This window comes from Planococcus sp. APC 3900 (assembly GCF_030407735.1).
Lineage (GTDB): Bacteria > Bacillota > Bacilli > Bacillales_A > Planococcaceae > Planococcus > Planococcus notacanthi.
This window is the reverse complement of record NZ_JASDCT010000012.1, coordinates 16,910-33,440: the sequence shown is the minus strand read 5'-3', so window position 1 is coordinate 33,440 and position 16,531 is coordinate 16,910. Positions and strand designations below refer to the sequence as shown.

The window sequence follows — 16,531 nt, the reverse complement described above, 5'->3', positions numbered from 1 at the left end:
CTTCCGCCTCCTTTTCTAAGTTTCCGGTGGCATGAAAACAAAAAAGCTTTTTCATCCCTACACAAAGAAACATGTTCTTCGCATAGGGATGAAAAAGCTTCATGGTACCACCCTATTTCACTGCGCAACCGCAGCCTCATGGATAAGCATTGCTTATCCGCTGATAACGATGATTTCTAACTTGCAAACCACCGGGACTACCTAAACAGCCGAAGCTTTTCAGCAATCCACTCAGAGGGGATGTCGCAAATGGTTGTATTACCGGCTTCCACCTGTACCGGCTCTCTGTGAATACAGTATCCATCTACTTTAACCTCGTCATTGAGTTGAACTTCTATTTTTTTATACTGCGTTTAAATGATCGCTATACACTTTTACTCCATCGTTCTGAACTAGTTCTCTGAATGATTCAAGCAAGTCGTTTGTAACCGGTCCGGGCTTCCCTTCGCCAATTACTCGGCCATCCACTTTCACTACCGCGATCACTTCTGCAGCTGTTCCTGTCAGGAACACCTCATCCGCTACATACACATCGTGTCTTGTGAAAACACCTTCTTGGATGTCGTAGCCTTTTTCTGCAGCTACATCCATGATTGCATTGCGCGTAATTCCTTCGAGTGCTCCTACATAACCAGGAGGAGTCAATAATTTGTTTTTACGGACAATGAAGATGTTATCTGCTGAGCCTTCAGCTACATACCCTTGATCATTCAGCATCAATGCTTCTGAGACACCTGCCAGATGAGCTTCCAGCTTAACCAGGATATTGTTCATGTAGTTCAAAGATTTCACTTTCGGACTCAATACATCCGAACGGCTTCTGCGTGTCGCAACCGATACAATCTCGATTCCTGTTTCGTACATTGATTTAGGGAACAGAGACAAAGGTTCGGCGATTACAATTACACTGGGATGCGAGCAACTGTAAGGATCCAATCCTAAGTTTCCTACGCCTCTTGAAACGATGAGGCGGATATAAGCATCTTTGAATTTATTTTCTCGTAATGTGTTAACAACAATTTGCGTCATTTCTTCAAAAGTGTGGGGAATCTCGAGCATTACCGATTTTGCTGAATCGTAAAGCCGCTCTAAATGTTCTTCCAGCCGAAAGACATTTCCGTTGTAAGAACGGATTCCTTCAAACACTCCATCACCGTATAAAAACCCGTGATCGTAGACTGAAATTTTAGCGTCTTCCTTTTTAACAAATTCGCCGTTTAGATAAATTACTTGTTCGCTCATGATGTCCACTTCTTTCTCGAAAGTTTTATAATATGCAATATATCGAATTCTGTTTGCGTCTAGTAAATTGTTGCTATCATATCGCCTATTTCAAAGCGTGTCAATCAACTATTGGTTATTTTTTTATGAATTTTGAATATTCATAAACTATGTATCCGTTTTCATTGTTGCTAACGCTGGCTTTTAAAGATTTTTTAAAAAGTTTGAATATTTTATGAACAGCTTGTATTTTCAGTGAATTTCCCCTAAGCCAGTTGGGAAAACGCAAAAAAAGACCCTGTCTCATAATAATGAGACAGGGTCTTAAATCAACACTCAGCAGTTATTACTTAGTGATTTTAGCAACAACGCCAGCGCCTACAGTACGTCCACCCTCACGGATAGAGAATTTAGTACCTTCTTCGATAGCGATTGGAGAGATCAAAGAAACAGTCATTTCAATGTTATCTCCAGGCATAACCATTTCTACGCCTTCAGGAAGGTTACAAACACCAGTTACATCAGTTGTACGGAAGTAGAACTGCGGACGGTAGTTTGAGAAGAATGGAGTGTGACGTCCACCCTCTTCTTTTGAAAGAACGTAAACTTCAGCATTGAACTCAGTGTGTGGAGTAATTGTGCCTGGTTTAGCCAATACTTGTCCACGTTGTACGTCGTCGCGAGAAACCCCGCGAAGAAGTGCACCGATGTTGTCGCCAGCTTCAGCATAGTCAAGCAATTTACGGAACATCTCTACACCAGTTACAGTTGTAGATTTTGGTTCTTCAGTAAGACCGATGATATCAACGTTATCACCGATTTTGATTTGTCCGCGTTCAACGCGTCCAGTAGCAACCGTACCACGGCCAGTGATTGAGAATACATCCTCAACAGGCATCATGAATGGCTTGTCAGTGTCACGTGGTGGAGTAGGGATGTACTCATCAACCGCGTTCATCAATTCAACGATTTTTTCTTCCCATTCTGCTTCTCCTTCAAGAGCTTTAAGAGCAGAACCTTTGATGACAGGAATGTCATCGCCAGGGAAGTCATATTCAGAAAGAAGGTCGCGGACTTCCATTTCAACTAGTTCAAGAAGTTCTTCGTCATCTACCATATCACATTTGTTCATGAATACTACTAGGTAAGGAACACCTACTTGTTTAGACAAAAGAATGTGCTCACGAGTTTGCGGCATTGGGCCATCAGCAGCAGATACTACTAGGATCCCGCCGTCCATTTGAGCAGCACCAGTGATCATGTTTTTAACATAATCGGCGTGTCCAGGGCAGTCAACGTGTGCGTAGTGGCGAGTTTCAGTTTCATACTCAACGTGTGAAGTATTGATTGTGATACCGCGCTCTTTTTCTTCAGGAGCGTTGTCGATTTGAGCGTAAGAACGAGCTTCCCCGCCTGATTTTTTAGCTAAAACTGTAGCGATTGCTGCAGTCAAAGTTGTTTTACCATGGTCAACGTGACCAATTGTACCAATATTCGCGTGTGTTTTAGAGCGATCAAATTTAGCTTTTCCCATTAGAAAAATCCTCCTCAAAATGTAAGTGAATGTTTTCATTTGAAGCGCCGGAATAATAGGGCCCTATTATTCCAGGCATACAAATTATTTATACTTGATTAAAGATCAAAATTCAATTATTGACCTTTATTTTTTTTGATGATTTCTTCAGAAATTGATTTCGGTACTTCTTCATAGTGATCGAAGTGCATTGAGAACACACCACGGCCTTGCGTGTTTGAACGCAATGAAGTTGCATAACCGAACATTTCTGCAAGAGGTACCATAGCACGAACTACCTGCGCGTTTCCGCGAGCGTCCATACCTTCTACACGGCCGCGGCGTGACGTGATGTCACCCATGATATCCCCAAGGTATTCCTCAGGAATAACAACCTCAACGCGCATAATTGGCTCAAGAAGAACCGGATTAACTTTCGAAATTGCATTTTTAAGTGCCATAGAAGCAGCAACTTTAAATGCCATCTCATTCGAGTCAACATCATGGTAAGATCCGTCGAACAAACGAGCTTTGATGTCGATCAATGGATATCCGGCGATAACACCGTTGTCTAGTGAGTCACGAAGACCCGCTTCAACTGCTGGGATGTATTCACGTGGAACAACACCACCAACGATACCATTTTCAAATTCAAAACCTGCTCCTTCTTCGTTTGGAGAGAATTCAATCCAAACGTGTCCGAATTGTCCACGTCCACCAGATTGGCGTACGAATTTACCTTCAACTTTAGCAGACTGACGGAATGTCTCACGGTAAGATACCTGAGGCGCACCCACGTTAGCTTCTACGTTGAACTCACGGCGCATACGGTCAACGAGGATATCAAGGTGAAGTTCACCCATACCCGCGATGATTGTTTGGCCAGTTTCCTGGTCAGTGTGCGCACGGAAAGTTGGATCTTCTTCTTGCAATTTCGCAAGGGCTTGACCCATTTTATCTTGATCGGCTTTAGACTTAGGTTCCACAGAAAGAGAAATAACAGGTTCTGGGAAGACCATGCGCTCAAGAATTACTTGTTGTTTCTCGTCACTTAAAGTATCACCTGTTGATGTATCTTTAAGGCCGATAGCAGCAGCGATATCTCCGCAGTATACTTCAGAAATTTCTTCACGGGAGTTTGCATGCATTTGAAGGATACGTCCTACGCGCTCACGCTTGCCTTTAGAAGAGTTCTGAACATATGAACCAGATTTAAGAGATCCAGAATACACACGGAAGAAAGTCAATTTCCCAACGTATGGATCTGTCATTACTTTAAACGCCAACGCAGAGAATGGTTCGTCTTCGCTAGGTTTACGCAATACCTCTTCGTCTGAATCAGGAAGAACACCAGTCATCGGAGGTACATCCAATGGAGATGGCAGGTAATCAATTACTGCATCAAGCATTAATTGAACCCCTTTGTTTTTGAAAGCAGTTCCGCAAACTACTGGGTAAAACTCAACGTCCAGTGTCCCTTTACGGATACCAGCTTTAAGTTCTTCTACAGTGATTTCTTCCCCACCAAGATATTTTTCCATCAAGTCTTCGTCAAGCTCAGCAACAGCTTCCACTAATTTAGTGTGCCATTCCTCAGCAAGTTCTTTGTACTCTTCAGGAATTTCGCCATCGGTAATTTCAGTTCCCTGATCATTTGCGTAGAAGCGTGCATTCATTTCAACTAGATCAATGATTGCTGAAAAGTTGTCTTCTGCGCCGATTGGCAATTGGATCGGGTGAGCATTAGCTTGTAGACGTTCATGCAATGTGCCTACAGAGTAAAGGAAGTCAGCACCGATTTTATCCATTTTGTTGATAAATACGATACGAGGAACTCCGTATGTTGTAGCTTGACGCCAAACTGTTTCAGTTTGAGGCTCAACACCTGATTGAGCATCAAGAACTGTAACAGCGCCATCAAGTACGCGTAATGAACGTTCAACTTCAACAGTGAAATCTACGTGTCCTGGAGTATCGATGATGTTTACACGGTGGTTTTTCCATGAAGCAGTTGTTGCAGCAGACGTGATTGTAATTCCACGTTCCTGCTCTTGCTCCATCCAGTCCATTTGAGAAGCACCTTCGTGCGTTTCTCCAATTTTGTGGATTTTACCAGTGTAGTATAAAATACGTTCCGTAGTAGTCGTTTTACCGGCATCGATGTGTGCCATGATCCCGATATTACGTGTCTTGTCTAATGGGAACTCTCTAGTCATGTTTTTTTCACCTTCCGTTTCGGTTTAAGATGTAAACATCTCGAAAGAAATTACCAGCGATAGTGAGCAAATGCTTTGTTTGCTTCCGCCATTTTATGAATATCTTCACGTTTTTTAACAGCTGCACCAGTGTTGTTAGCAGCATCTAGAATTTCATTAGCCAAACGCTCTTCCATTGTTTTCTCTCCACGAAGACGTGAATAGTTTACAAGGTAGCGAAGACCTAGAGTTGTACGGCGTTCAGGACGAACTTCAACCGGCACTTGGTAGTTAGCTCCACCAACACGGCGAGCGCGTACTTCAAGAACTGGCATAACGTTAGTCAATGCTTGTTCGTATACTTCAATCGGATCTTTACCGCTGCGTTCTTTAACTAACTCAAACGCTCCGTATAGGATCTTTTGTGAAGTACCTCTTTTTCCGTCAACCATCATTTTATTAATTAAGCGTGTCACCAATTTCGAATTGTAAATTGGATCTGGCAACACATCACGTTTAGCTACAGGACCTTTACGAGGCATGTATGTTCCTCCTTTCAACGAATTCTCTTCGTTAAATTAACTTATTATTTTTTTACTTTAGGACGTTTAGTTCCGTATTTAGAACGGCTTTGCATACGGCCGTTTACTCCAGCTGTATCAAGTGCTCCACGTACGATATGGTAACGCACACCCGGTAAATCTTTTACGCGTCCGCCGCGAAGAAGAACTACACTGTGCTCTTGAAGGTTGTGGCCTTCTCCAGGGATGTAAGCATTAACCTCGAGTTGGTTAGTCAAACGTACACGCGCATATTTACGCAATGCGGAGTTTGGTTTTTTCGGTGTCATCGTACCAACACGAGTACATACTCCACGTTTCTGTGGTGATGTCACGTTAGTCTGAGACTTTTTAAAGCTGTTATACCCTTTGTTTAACGCTGGTGAATCTGATTTCGTGCTCTTTGGTTTACGAGGCTTGTTAACTAATTGGTTAATTGTAGGCATCGATTTTTTCCTCCTCTCAAAAGGTGTTCTAATACCACATATCCAGGTGGTTCATTTTTGGGTAAAAAACAAAGTCTTTGTGATTTACACAAAAACTGTTATCCAGTAATAGCCACAGCAGCTGCACCGACATTAATGCCATATGCTTTGCCAAGCTTCAATCGTGAATCTGCAAATTCGATCCGAATACCTTTTTCTAAGGCTAGTAGGATAATCTGTTCGGTCATTCGATCGTCCGCGTCTCTTGCCACTATTACTTCTTGGACAATACCGCTCTTTAATGCTTTTACTGTCTGCTTTGTACCGATGATTATTTGACTTGCCTGTTTTACTTTTTCATTAGACATTTTCATATCCTCCAAAGCGTCAGACCGTTAACCATCAACCCTCAACATATTATCATTCTATGACAATGCTGTCAACAGGATTCTTAAAAAATCCCGGGGAGATTATTCAGGAACTCCCCGGAATCCATTATTTCATTTTTATGACTCTGTGCCGACAATTTCCTGCTTCTCCGCTTTTTCGCTTTGAGCAATCTTAATCTGGCGGTAACGCTGCATTCCTGTTCCAGCCGGAACAAGTTTACCGATAATGACGTTCTCTTTCAATCCGAGAAGTTCATCACGTTTTCCTTTTATCGCTGCATCTGTTAGGACACGAGTCGTTTCCTGGAAGGATGCGGCAGATAGGAAGGATTCTGTTTCAAGGGAAGCTTTTGTGATCCCCAGGATAACAGGACGGCTTGTCGCTGGCAGATTGCCTTCTAGAACCGCTTTGACGTTGGCTTCAGTGAATTGGTGAATATCCAATAGTGAACCTGGCAGCAATTCAGTGTCACCGGCTTCAATAACGCGGACTTTACGGAACATTTGACGAACCATAACTTCTACGTGCTTATCGCCGATTTCTACCCCTTGCATACGGTATACTTTTTGAACTTCTTTCAATAGATACACTTGAACAGCCTGAACGTCTTTTACTTGAAGCAATTGCTTCGGATCAATTGAACCGTCAGTCAATACTTCGCCTCGAACAATAGCATCATCCACTTGAACTTTAATGCGTGCATTATAAGGAGCTAGATATTTACGGGTTTCAACATCCCCTTGAATCGTTACTTCTTTCTGGCCTTCGCGAATTTCGTCAATTTCAGTAACGGTACCTGTAATTTCAGAAATAACTGCCTGGCCTTTCGGATTACGCGATTCGAAGATTTCCTGGATACGCGGAAGACCTTGTGTAATATCGTCTCCTGCTACCCCGCCTGTATGGAATGTACGCATCGTCAACTGAGTTCCTGGCTCACCGATTGATTGAGCTGCAATAATACCTACTGCTTCGCCCACTTCAACTTCGTCTCCAGTTGCCAAGTTAGTGCCGTAACACTTCTTACAAACGCCGTGTTTTGTATTACATGTAAACGCAGAGCGAATTGTTACTTCTTTAATGCCTGCTTCGATAATAAGGCGAGTCAGGTCTTGTGTAATCAATTCATCTTTCGCTACAATAACTTCTTTTGTTTCCGGATGGCGGATTGTTTTCTTAGCATGGCGGCCAACGATACGCTCATCAAGCTCTTCAATCACTTCTGTGCCTTCCATCAACGCCCCTACCAGCAAGCCTCTGTCCGTGCCACAATCATTTTCGCGGACAATTGCATCTTGTGCAACGTCTACCAAACGACGAGTCAAGTAACCAGAATCGGCTGTTTTCAGTGCTGTATCGGCAAGACCTTTACGAGCACCGTGAGTAGAGATGAAATATTCAAGTACTGTTAATCCTTCACGGAAGGAAGATTTAATCGGAAGTTCAATAATGCGTCCAGCCGGGTTGGCCATCAATCCACGCATACCCGCAAGCTGCGTAAAGTTAGATGCGTTACCACGAGCTCCGGAATCACTCATCATAAAGATTGGATTCAAGTTATCAAGAGATGCCATCAGTTTGTTCTGGATGATATCTTTTGCGTTGCTCCAATAAGAAATGACACGTGCATATCGCTCTTCTTCTGTAATCAATCCGCGACGGAATTGTTTCATTACTTTATCGACATTTTCTTGTGCATCAACCAAAATTTCTCCTTTGTCAGGAAGAACTACGATATCCGCTACACCAACAGTGATGCCGGCTTGTGTCGAATATTTGAATCCAAGGCTCTTCATACGGTCAAGCATCTTCGAAGTTTCCGTAATGTGGAAACGTTTGAAGACTTCCGCGATGATTTCCCCAAGAATTTTCTTCTTGAATGGAGTTACAAGTTCCGCTTCTTCAATATGCTTGCGAATATCTGTCGTTGTAGGGACAAAATATTTCGCTGGTGTTTCCACCTGCAGATTGTAATCAGTCGGTTCGTTGATGTACGGGAATGACTTCGGCAGAATTTCGTTGAAAATGATTTTACCAACAGTAGTCAATAACAGCATTTTGTTCTGTTCTTCTGTGAATGTCGGGTTGTTGACGGATCCAGCCTGAATTGCAATACGTGTATGCAAGTGGACATGGCCTGTTTGGTAAGCGATCATCACTTCTTCAGGTCCTGAGAAAGTAGCGCCTTCGCCTGTAGCACCTTTACGCTCCAGAGTTAAGTAATAGTTTCCTAGAACCATATCCTGAGATGGTGTTACAACAGGTTTTCCGTCTTTCGGGTTCAAGATGTTCTGAGCTGCAAGCATCAACAGACGTGCTTCTGCCTGAGCTTCGGATGATAGAGGTACGTGGACAGCCATTTGGTCACCATCGAAATCGGCGTTGTATGCAGTACATACAAGCGGATGCAGACGGATCGCTTTACCTTCAACCAATGTCGGTTCAAATGCCTGAATACCCAGTCTGTGAAGAGTCGGTGCGCGGTTCAATAGAACCGGATGCTCCTTGATGACATCTTCCAATACATCCCAAACTTCAGAGTGAAGACGTTCGATTTTGCGTTTCGCACTCTTGATGTTATGGGCCAATCCGCGTTCAACCAATTCTTTCATAACGAAAGGCTTGAACAACTCGATTGCCATTCCTTTCGGCAAACCACATTGATACATCTTCAGGTTAGGTCCAACTACGATAACGGAACGGCCTGAGTAATCAACTCGTTTACCAAGAAGGTTTTGGCGGAAACGCCCTTGTTTCCCTTTCAGCATATGAGAAAGAGATTTCAATGGACGGTTACCAGGTCCTGTGACCGGACGGCCGCGGCGGCCGTTGTCGATCAACGCATCAACAGCTTCTTGCAACATACGTTTTTCGTTTTGAACGATGATGCTTGGTGCACCAAGGTCCAAAAGACGTTTCAGACGGTTATTCCGGTTGATTACGCGGCGATAAAGGTCGTTTAAATCGGAAGTCGCAAAGCGGCCGCCGTCTAATTGAACCATCGGACGAAGTTCAGGTGGAATAACAGGAAGTACGTCTAGAATCATCCAGTCAGGGTTGTTGCCTGAGTTACGGAATGATTCAACCACTTCAAGACGTTTGATCGCACGGGTGCGGCGCTGGCCTTGAGCCGTTTTCAACTCTTCTTTCAAAGAATCCGTTTCGCGTTCAAGGTCAATTTCCTGCAATAGACGTTTGATTGCTTCCGCTCCCATGGCAGCTTGGAATTTCTTGCCAAACTTATCACGGTAAGCGCGGTATTCTTTTTCAGAAAGAAGCTGTTTCTTTTCAAGCGGTGTATCCGCAGGATCGATTACCACATAAGAAGCAAAGTAAATGACTTCTTCAAGTGAACGTGGAGACATATCCAAGATAAGTCCCATGCGGCTTGGAATTCCTTTGAAATACCAGATATGCGAAACAGGAGCTGCTAATTCAATATGTCCCATGCGTTCGCGGCGAACTTTTGAACGTGTTACTTCAACGCCGCAGCGATCGCAGACAACGCCTTTATAACGGACACGCTTGTATTTACCACAATGGCATTCCCAGTCTTTTGTAGGACCGAAAATACGTTCACAGAACAAACCATCTTTTTCAGGTTTCAGTGTACGGTAATTGATTGTTTCTGGCTTTTTGACTTCTCCATAAGACCATGAGCGAATTTTATCGGGTGACGCTAATCCGATTTTCATATACTCAAAATTATTAACATCTATCAAGGAGCCTACCTCCCTTTTGTCTCGAGTTTCTGTACGGCTCTTCCTCGGTAATGGCTAAACGAATAAATGGAGAACGGCCGTTTAAAGCCGTTCGATTCCAATGGGCATTAATCAATCGTTCCAACCGGTGCTTCTGTATCTGCAATCGGAAGGATGTTCAATGAATCCGCAGGCTGAAGATCTTCTTCTTCATCCAGGTCGCGCAATTCGATTTCTTCATCATCAATCGTCAGCATCTTGACATCCATACCTAAACTTTGAAGCTCTTTAATCAAAACTTTGAATGATTCCGGCACACTTGGTTCCGGTACACTTTCACCTTTGACGATCGCTTCATACGTTTTCACGCGGCCTACGACGTCATCCGACTTCACGGTTAAGATTTCCTGCAATGTATGTGCAGCACCATATGCTTCAAGTGCCCATACTTCCATTTCACCAAAACGCTGTCCGCCGAATTGTGCTTTACCACCCAATGGCTGTTGTGTAACCAATGAGTAAGGTCCAGTTGAACGGGCGTGCAATTTATCATCGACCATGTGGGCAAGTTTGATCATATACATGATCCCTACAGACACACGGTTATCGAATGCTTCACCAGAACGGCCATCATAGAGAATTGTTTTGCCATCGCGCGGCATACCTGATTCTTCCATTGTTTCCAGTACATCTTCTTCATTCGCTCCATCAAATACAGATGAAGCCATATGAATTCCAAGTGAACGGGAAGCCATTCCAAGATGCAGTTCAAGTACCTGACCGATATTCATACGCGATGGTACACCAAGTGGGTTCAACATGATGTCGACCGGTGTGCCGTCTGGCATGAATGGCATATCTTCTTCAGGAAGAATTCTTGAAATAACACCTTTGTTTCCGTGGCGTCCAGCCATTTTATCGCCGACGGAGATTTTACGTTTTTGAACGATATATGCACGAACCAACTGGTTTACACCCGGTGGCAATTCGTCTCCATCTTCACGGTTGAAGATTTTAACATCCAGTACAATACCGCCAGCGCCGTGAGGCACCCGCAATGAAGTATCGCGCACTTCACGTGCTTTTTCACCGAAGATCGCATGAAGAAGACGTTCTTCAGCAGTCAATTCCGTAACGCCCTTAGGTGTTACTTTACCGACTAGAATATCTCCATCTTTCACTTCAGCTCCGACACGGATAATTCCTCGGTCATCCAAGTTACGCAATGCGTCTTCCCCAACGTTCGGGATATCACGCGTAATTTCTTCCGGCCCCAATTTCGTATCACGTGAATCGGATTCGTACTCTTCGATATGGACAGATGTATAAACATCGTCTTTCACTAAGCGCTCACTCATGATGATCGCATCTTCGTAGTTAAAGCCATCCCATGTCATGAAGGCAACCAGTACGTTTCTTCCTAATGCCATCTCCCCACGTTCCATTGAAGGTCCGTCAGCAAGAATGTCGCGTTTGGAAATACGGTCTCCGACTTTAACGATCGGGCGTTGGTTATAACTTGTCCCTTGGTTAGAACGGACGAATTTCTGCAATTTGTAGGTATCCAGGTCGCCTCGGACTTCATTGCCATCCACAACTTCGATGCGGCGGACTGAAATTTCCTTGGCTTCCACGTATTCTACAATGCCATCATGTTTTGCAACGACAGCTGCACCAGAATCACGAGCTGCCAGGTGTTCCATACCGGTTCCAACAAAAGGAGCTTCCGGATTCAATAACGGAACTGCCTGACGCTGCATGTTCGCTCCCATCAATGCTCGGTTGGAGTCATCGTTTTCAAGGAACGGGATACAAGCTGTCGCTACAGAAACGACCTGTTTTGGAGAAACATCCATGTAATCGATGCTGCCGCGTTTATAAACGGTGTTTTCACCGCGGAAACGTGCCACAACACCATCGTCGGCAAATGAACCATCGTCATTCAGCTTCGAGTTGGCCTGAGCCACTACATAGTTATCTTCTTCATCCGCAGTCAGGTAATCAATCTGCGAGGTAACAAGCCCTGTCTCAGGGTCTACACGGCGATAAGGGGTTTCAATGAAACCGAACTTATTCACTTTCGCGAATGTTGACAGAGTATTGATCAATCCAATGTTCGGACCCTCAGGTGTTTCAATTGGACACATGCGGCCATAATGCGAATAGTGAACGTCACGCACTTCAAATCCAGCACGTTCACGCGTTAAACCACCGGGCCCAAGCGCCGACAGACGGCGTTTGTGTGTCAATTCAGCCAATGGATTGGTTTGATCCATAAACTGTGAAAGCTGCGAGCTGCCGAAGAACTCTTTAATTGATGCAATAACCGGACGGATATTGATCAATTGCTGAGGGACGATTGCCTGTGTATCGTTAATGGACATCCGTTCGCGCACAACGCGCTCCATACGGGACAATCCAATACGGAATTGGTTCTGAAGCAATTCCCCTACTGAACGAAGACGGCGGTTACCAAGATGATCGATATCATCCGTGTTTCCGACACCGTAAAGTAGGTTAAAGAAGTAACTGATAGAAGAAATAATATCAGCCGGCGTTACATGTTTGATCTTATCTTCTATATAAGCATTACTGATGACAGTGATTTCTTTCTGGTCTTCACTGTTTGGCGCGTAGATTTTGACCGACTGCAAGGTAACTTCGCCTTCCAGAACTCCGCCTACTTGAGAAACAGTATGGAAACCAACTCCATTTTCCAAGTTCGGGATCAAACGATCAAGTACACGACGGTCAATCAATGTGCCAGCTTCAACTAAAATTTCGCCAGTTTCAGGGTCCACCAATGTTTCAGCAATGGTTTGGTTGAAAAGACGGTTTTTAATATGAAGTTTTTTGTTCATTTTATAACGGCCGACATTTGCTAAGTCATAGCGTTTTGGGTCGAAAAAGCGTGAATACAATAAGCTCTTCGCACTTTCAACCGTCGGTGGCTCACCAGGGCGCAGGCGTTCGTAAATTTCAAGAAGCGCTTTTTCTGTGCTCTCTGTGTTATCTTTTTCAAGCGTATTTTGAAGGAATTCGTTATCGCCAAGTAAATCAATGATTTCTTGGTCAGATCCGAAGCCAAGAGCTCTCAAAAGAACCGTTACCGGCAATTTACGTGTGCGGTCAATTCTGACGTACACGACATCTTTCGCATCTGTCTCATATTCCAACCATGCTCCACGGTTCGGAATAACAGTTGCTCCAAAGCCTTTTTTACCGTTTTTGTCTGTCTTGTCGTGGAAATAAACACTTGGCGAACGAACCAATTGGGAAACGATGACGCGCTCTGCGCCGTTAATGACGAAAGTACCCGTTTCTGTCATTAATGGGAAATCCCCCATAAAGACATCCTGTTCTTTCACTTCATCTGTTTCTTTGTTGTGTAGACGCACTTTGACACGCAGCGGCGCTGCGTAAGTAACGTCACGTTCTTTCGATTCATCGACTGGATACTTCGGTTCCGCGAGACTGTAATCAACAAACTCGAGTGATAGATTTCCTGTGAAATCTTCAATCGGCGAGATATCCCGGAACATTTCGCGAAGTCCTTCTTCAAGGAACCATTCGTAAGATGACGATTGAATTTCGATCAAGTTCGGAAGATCCAGCACTTCACTGATTCTCGAAAAACTTCTGCGTTGACGATGTTGACCGTACTGAACTAGTTGACCTACCAACTTATTCACCCCTCAATAAAACGATTATAGGTCTTTGCGATTTCCACAAAATAGTGTATGATATCGAAAAGACAAAAAGAAAACGAGACTAAATTAGCTCATTTTCGGTTTACACGTGACTAGCTCTGTCGCCATGCCATGCCCGAAAAAGGGCAAACGACCTCAAAATAATAAATTTTGCATTTCATTATAATAACACAGGCGTTTTGTCAAGTCAAACTTTTCTCGCTTCGAAAATAAAGTAACCTTTCTTCTTATCGGCCACTTTTACTTCTCCGAAAAGCTCTTCCAGTTTCACCTGCGTAGAAGGCGCACCCTGCTTTTTCTGGATAACTACCCACAACGATCCACCATCCGCTAACTTTTCAGCAGCTTCTTCATAAAACCGGAAAATGGTGTCTTTCCCTGCCCGAATTGGCGGGTTTGTGAGAATAGCAGAAAACCCGGAAACCTCCACAGCACTCAACCCATCACTTTCGTAAATCTCGGCATTGGAAATATCATTTTTTTCAACATTTGTTTTTGCCAGTTCAATAGCCCGCGTATTCACGTCCACCATATGAACCTGTTTTTGGGGAAATGCTTTGGCGACCGCCATTCCGATCGGCCCGTAACCGCAGCCCACATCCAGCACCGGTCCATCTATTTCAGATCCCTGAAACGTTTCAATCAATAAACGCGAACCAAAATCAACTTCACTTTTGCTGAAAACGCCTGCGTCAGTTTGGAACCGGAATTTCTCGCCGCGCAATACGTCTGTCCATTCTCGAGGATTGCTTTTTGTTTGAGGATTTTTGGAATAATAATGTTGGGACATCTAAAGTCCTCCTTACATTCACCATATTACGGACGAATGCCCGCGATGCAAATAAATTGAAAAAGAAGAAAAGCCCGTCGGTATAACCTGACGAACTTTCCCTCCTTTTTTTTCATAATTTTATAAAATTACTTAACTTCTACTGATGCGCCAACTTCTTCAAGTTTGCCTTTGATTTCTTCAGCGTCTTCTTTAGAAACGCCTTCTTTGATTGCTTTAGGAGCTTCGTCTACAAGAGCTTTCGCTTCTTTAAGACCAAGACCAGTTACTTCGCGTACTGCTTTGATTACTTTGATTTTTGAATCGCCAGCAGAAGCTAGGATTACGTCGAATTCAGTTTGTTCTTCAGCAGCAGCACCGCCAGTAGCTGCAGCAGCAACTGGAGCAGCAGCAGTTACGCCGAACTCTTCTTCGATTGCTTTTACTAGGTCGTTTAATTGAAGAACTGTCATTTCTTTGATTGCGTCTAAGATTTGTTCTTGTGTCATTATAGTTTCCTCCTATTGATAGGTAATATTTTTTTCGTGCTTAGCCGGCTAACTTATTAAGCGCCTTGTTCTTCTTTTTGATCTGCAACTGCTTTTGTAGTAGCTGCAAAGTTGCGGACTGGAGCTTGTAGTACGCTGAGTAGCATAGATAGCAAGCCTTCGCGTGATGGAAGTTCTGCCAATGCTTTCACATCTTCAGCAGATGCTACCGCACCCTCGATGATACCTGCTTTAATTTCAAGCGCTTCGTTCGCTTTAGCGAAGTTGTTGATGATTCTTGCTGGCGCTACTACATCTTCGTTAGAAAATGCAATTGCGTTTGGTCCTGTAAAGTGTTCGTTGATCGCTTCAAGACCGTGCATTTCTGTTGCACGACGAGTCATTGAGTTTTTGTAAACTTTAAACTCAATGCCTTCTTCACGAAGCTGTTTACGAAGTTCTGTTAATTGCGCAACGTTCAATCCACGGTAATCAACAACTACAACCGAAGCTGCAGCGCCGAATTTATCAGCGATTGTTTGCACGACAACTTTTTTCGTTTCAACTGCTTTGCTCATTTTGGCACCTCCTATAGATTTTTCATTTATACCGTCCATAAGAAAAGCCTCTGGTCCATTACAGACACAGAGGCATAAAATCAGCATCCAAAAGATGTTATCTGAATTCATCATGTCCTCGGCAGGGATAAATTAAGCGACTGGCGCCCCTACTGTCTGCGGTACAAATGGGTATTTCACAACTCCGCTAGTATAGCAGAGCGGAAATGTAATGTCAATATCTTATTTAGCAACTACTTTAGTTGGGTCAACTTTAACAGCAGGCCCCATTGTAGTAGTAACATTCAATGATTTGATGTAAGTGCCTTTAGCAGAAGATGGCTTCGCTTTTAGGACTACGTCATAGATTGCTTCCAAGTTTTCAGCAAGTTTGCTGTCATCAAAAGAAACTTTCCCGATTGGCGCGTGGATGATACCTGTTTTGTCTGCACGGTATTCCACTTTACCAGCTTTGATTTCCTGAACAGCTTTGGTTACATCAAATGTAACTGTGCCTGTTTTCGGGTTTGGCATTAAGCCTTTTGGCCCTAAAACGCGTCCAAGTTTACCAACTTCACCCATCATGTCAGGAGTTGCAACGATCACGTCGAAGTCAAACCATCCTTGTTGGATTTTTTGGATATATTCAGCATCGCCTACGAAATCTGCGCCAGCTGCTTCAGCTTCTTTCAGTTTTTCGCCTTTAGCGAAAACCAATACGCTTTGAGTTTTACCAGTTCCGTTTGGAAGTACTACTGCCCCACGGATTTGCTGGTCGTTCTTGCGCGTGTCGATTCCAAGACGGAAAGCCACTTCTACTGTAGCGTCAAAGTTCACTGTGCTTGCTTTTTTCGCAAGTTCGATTGCTTCTTTAGCTTCGTATTGTTTTGAACGGTCGATCAATTTTGCTGCTTCTTGCAGCTTTTTGCCTGTTTTAGCCATTTTAAACGTCCTCCTTGTTGTGGTATAACGGAATGAACCTCCCACGATTAAAGGCTGCGC

At 43.7% G+C, this 16,531-nt stretch carries 12 protein-coding genes and 1 other annotated feature; all 12 genes read right to left on the bottom strand.

The features are described 5' to 3' along the window. Nucleotides 1–342 precede the first annotated feature (342 nt). The 12 genes from ilvE to rplA all read right to left on the bottom strand — a co-directional run bounded on the left by ilvE (nucleotide 343) and on the right by rplA (nucleotide 16,471). On the bottom strand, nucleotides 343–1,242 hold the full coding sequence (ilvE, locus tag QMA04_RS17195; RefSeq protein ID WP_191716869.1) for a branched-chain-amino-acid transaminase: 900 nt from the start codon (nucleotides 1,240–1,242) through the stop codon (nucleotides 343–345). A gap of 325 nt (nucleotides 1,243–1,567) precedes the next feature. Then, nucleotides 1,568–2,755 (bottom strand): elongation factor Tu, encoded by a 1,188-nt coding sequence (gene tuf / locus QMA04_RS17190; RefSeq protein ID WP_290187205.1) that lies wholly within the window; start codon nucleotides 2,753–2,755, stop codon nucleotides 1,568–1,570. 116 nt (nucleotides 2,756–2,871) lie between these two features. After that, entirely contained in the window at nucleotides 2,872–4,950 is a 2,079-nt protein-coding gene (gene fusA / locus QMA04_RS17185) for an elongation factor G (RefSeq protein WP_290187204.1), read from the bottom strand. A 50-nt stretch (nucleotides 4,951–5,000) separates the two neighbouring features. After that, a complete protein-coding gene (rpsG, locus tag QMA04_RS17180) occupies nucleotides 5,001–5,471 on the bottom strand; it encodes a 30S ribosomal protein S7 (protein ID WP_008432480.1) in 471 nt (156 codons plus the stop codon). Nucleotides 5,472–5,515: 44 nt separating this feature from the next. Next, nucleotides 5,516–5,935, bottom strand: coding sequence for a 30S ribosomal protein S12 (gene rpsL, locus QMA04_RS17175; protein ID WP_290187203.1), 420 nt, complete (start codon nucleotides 5,933–5,935; stop codon nucleotides 5,516–5,518). Nucleotides 5,936–6,033: 98 nt separating this feature from the next. Beyond that, the gene (locus tag QMA04_RS17170) at nucleotides 6,034–6,282 is read right to left on the bottom strand and encodes a ribosomal L7Ae/L30e/S12e/Gadd45 family protein (protein WP_191716866.1); all 249 of its coding nucleotides are present in this window, start codon (nucleotides 6,280–6,282) and stop codon (nucleotides 6,034–6,036) included. A gap of 138 nt (nucleotides 6,283–6,420) precedes the next feature. Then, on the bottom strand, nucleotides 6,421–10,026 hold the full coding sequence (gene rpoC / locus QMA04_RS17165) for a DNA-directed RNA polymerase subunit beta' (RefSeq protein WP_191716865.1): 3,606 nt from the start codon (nucleotides 10,024–10,026) through the stop codon (nucleotides 6,421–6,423). A 107-nt stretch (nucleotides 10,027–10,133) separates the two neighbouring features. Then, a complete protein-coding gene (gene rpoB / locus QMA04_RS17160; protein WP_191716864.1) occupies nucleotides 10,134–13,688 on the bottom strand; it encodes a DNA-directed RNA polymerase subunit beta in 3,555 nt (1,184 codons plus the stop codon). Nucleotides 13,689–13,902: 214 nt separating this feature from the next. Next, nucleotides 13,903–14,505 (bottom strand): class I SAM-dependent methyltransferase, encoded by a 603-nt coding sequence (locus tag QMA04_RS17155; RefSeq protein WP_290187202.1) that lies wholly within the window; start codon nucleotides 14,503–14,505, stop codon nucleotides 13,903–13,905. A gap of 128 nt (nucleotides 14,506–14,633) precedes the next feature. Further along, complete coding sequence (rplL, locus tag QMA04_RS17150) at nucleotides 14,634–14,993, bottom strand: 50S ribosomal protein L7/L12 (RefSeq protein WP_290187201.1); 360 nt, start codon at nucleotides 14,991–14,993, stop codon at nucleotides 14,634–14,636. 56 nt (nucleotides 14,994–15,049) lie between these two features. Continuing rightward, the gene (gene rplJ, locus QMA04_RS17145) at nucleotides 15,050–15,550 is read right to left on the bottom strand and encodes a 50S ribosomal protein L10 (protein WP_191716861.1); all 501 of its coding nucleotides are present in this window, start codon (nucleotides 15,548–15,550) and stop codon (nucleotides 15,050–15,052) included. Nucleotides 15,551–15,581: 31 nt separating this feature from the next. Continuing rightward, nucleotides 15,582–15,730, bottom strand: a sequence feature (ribosomal protein L10 leader region). 42 nt (nucleotides 15,731–15,772) lie between these two features. After that, nucleotides 15,773–16,471, bottom strand: coding sequence for a 50S ribosomal protein L1 (gene rplA, locus QMA04_RS17140; RefSeq protein ID WP_191716860.1), 699 nt, complete (start codon nucleotides 16,469–16,471; stop codon nucleotides 15,773–15,775). Nucleotides 16,472–16,531: the final 60 nt, after the last annotated feature.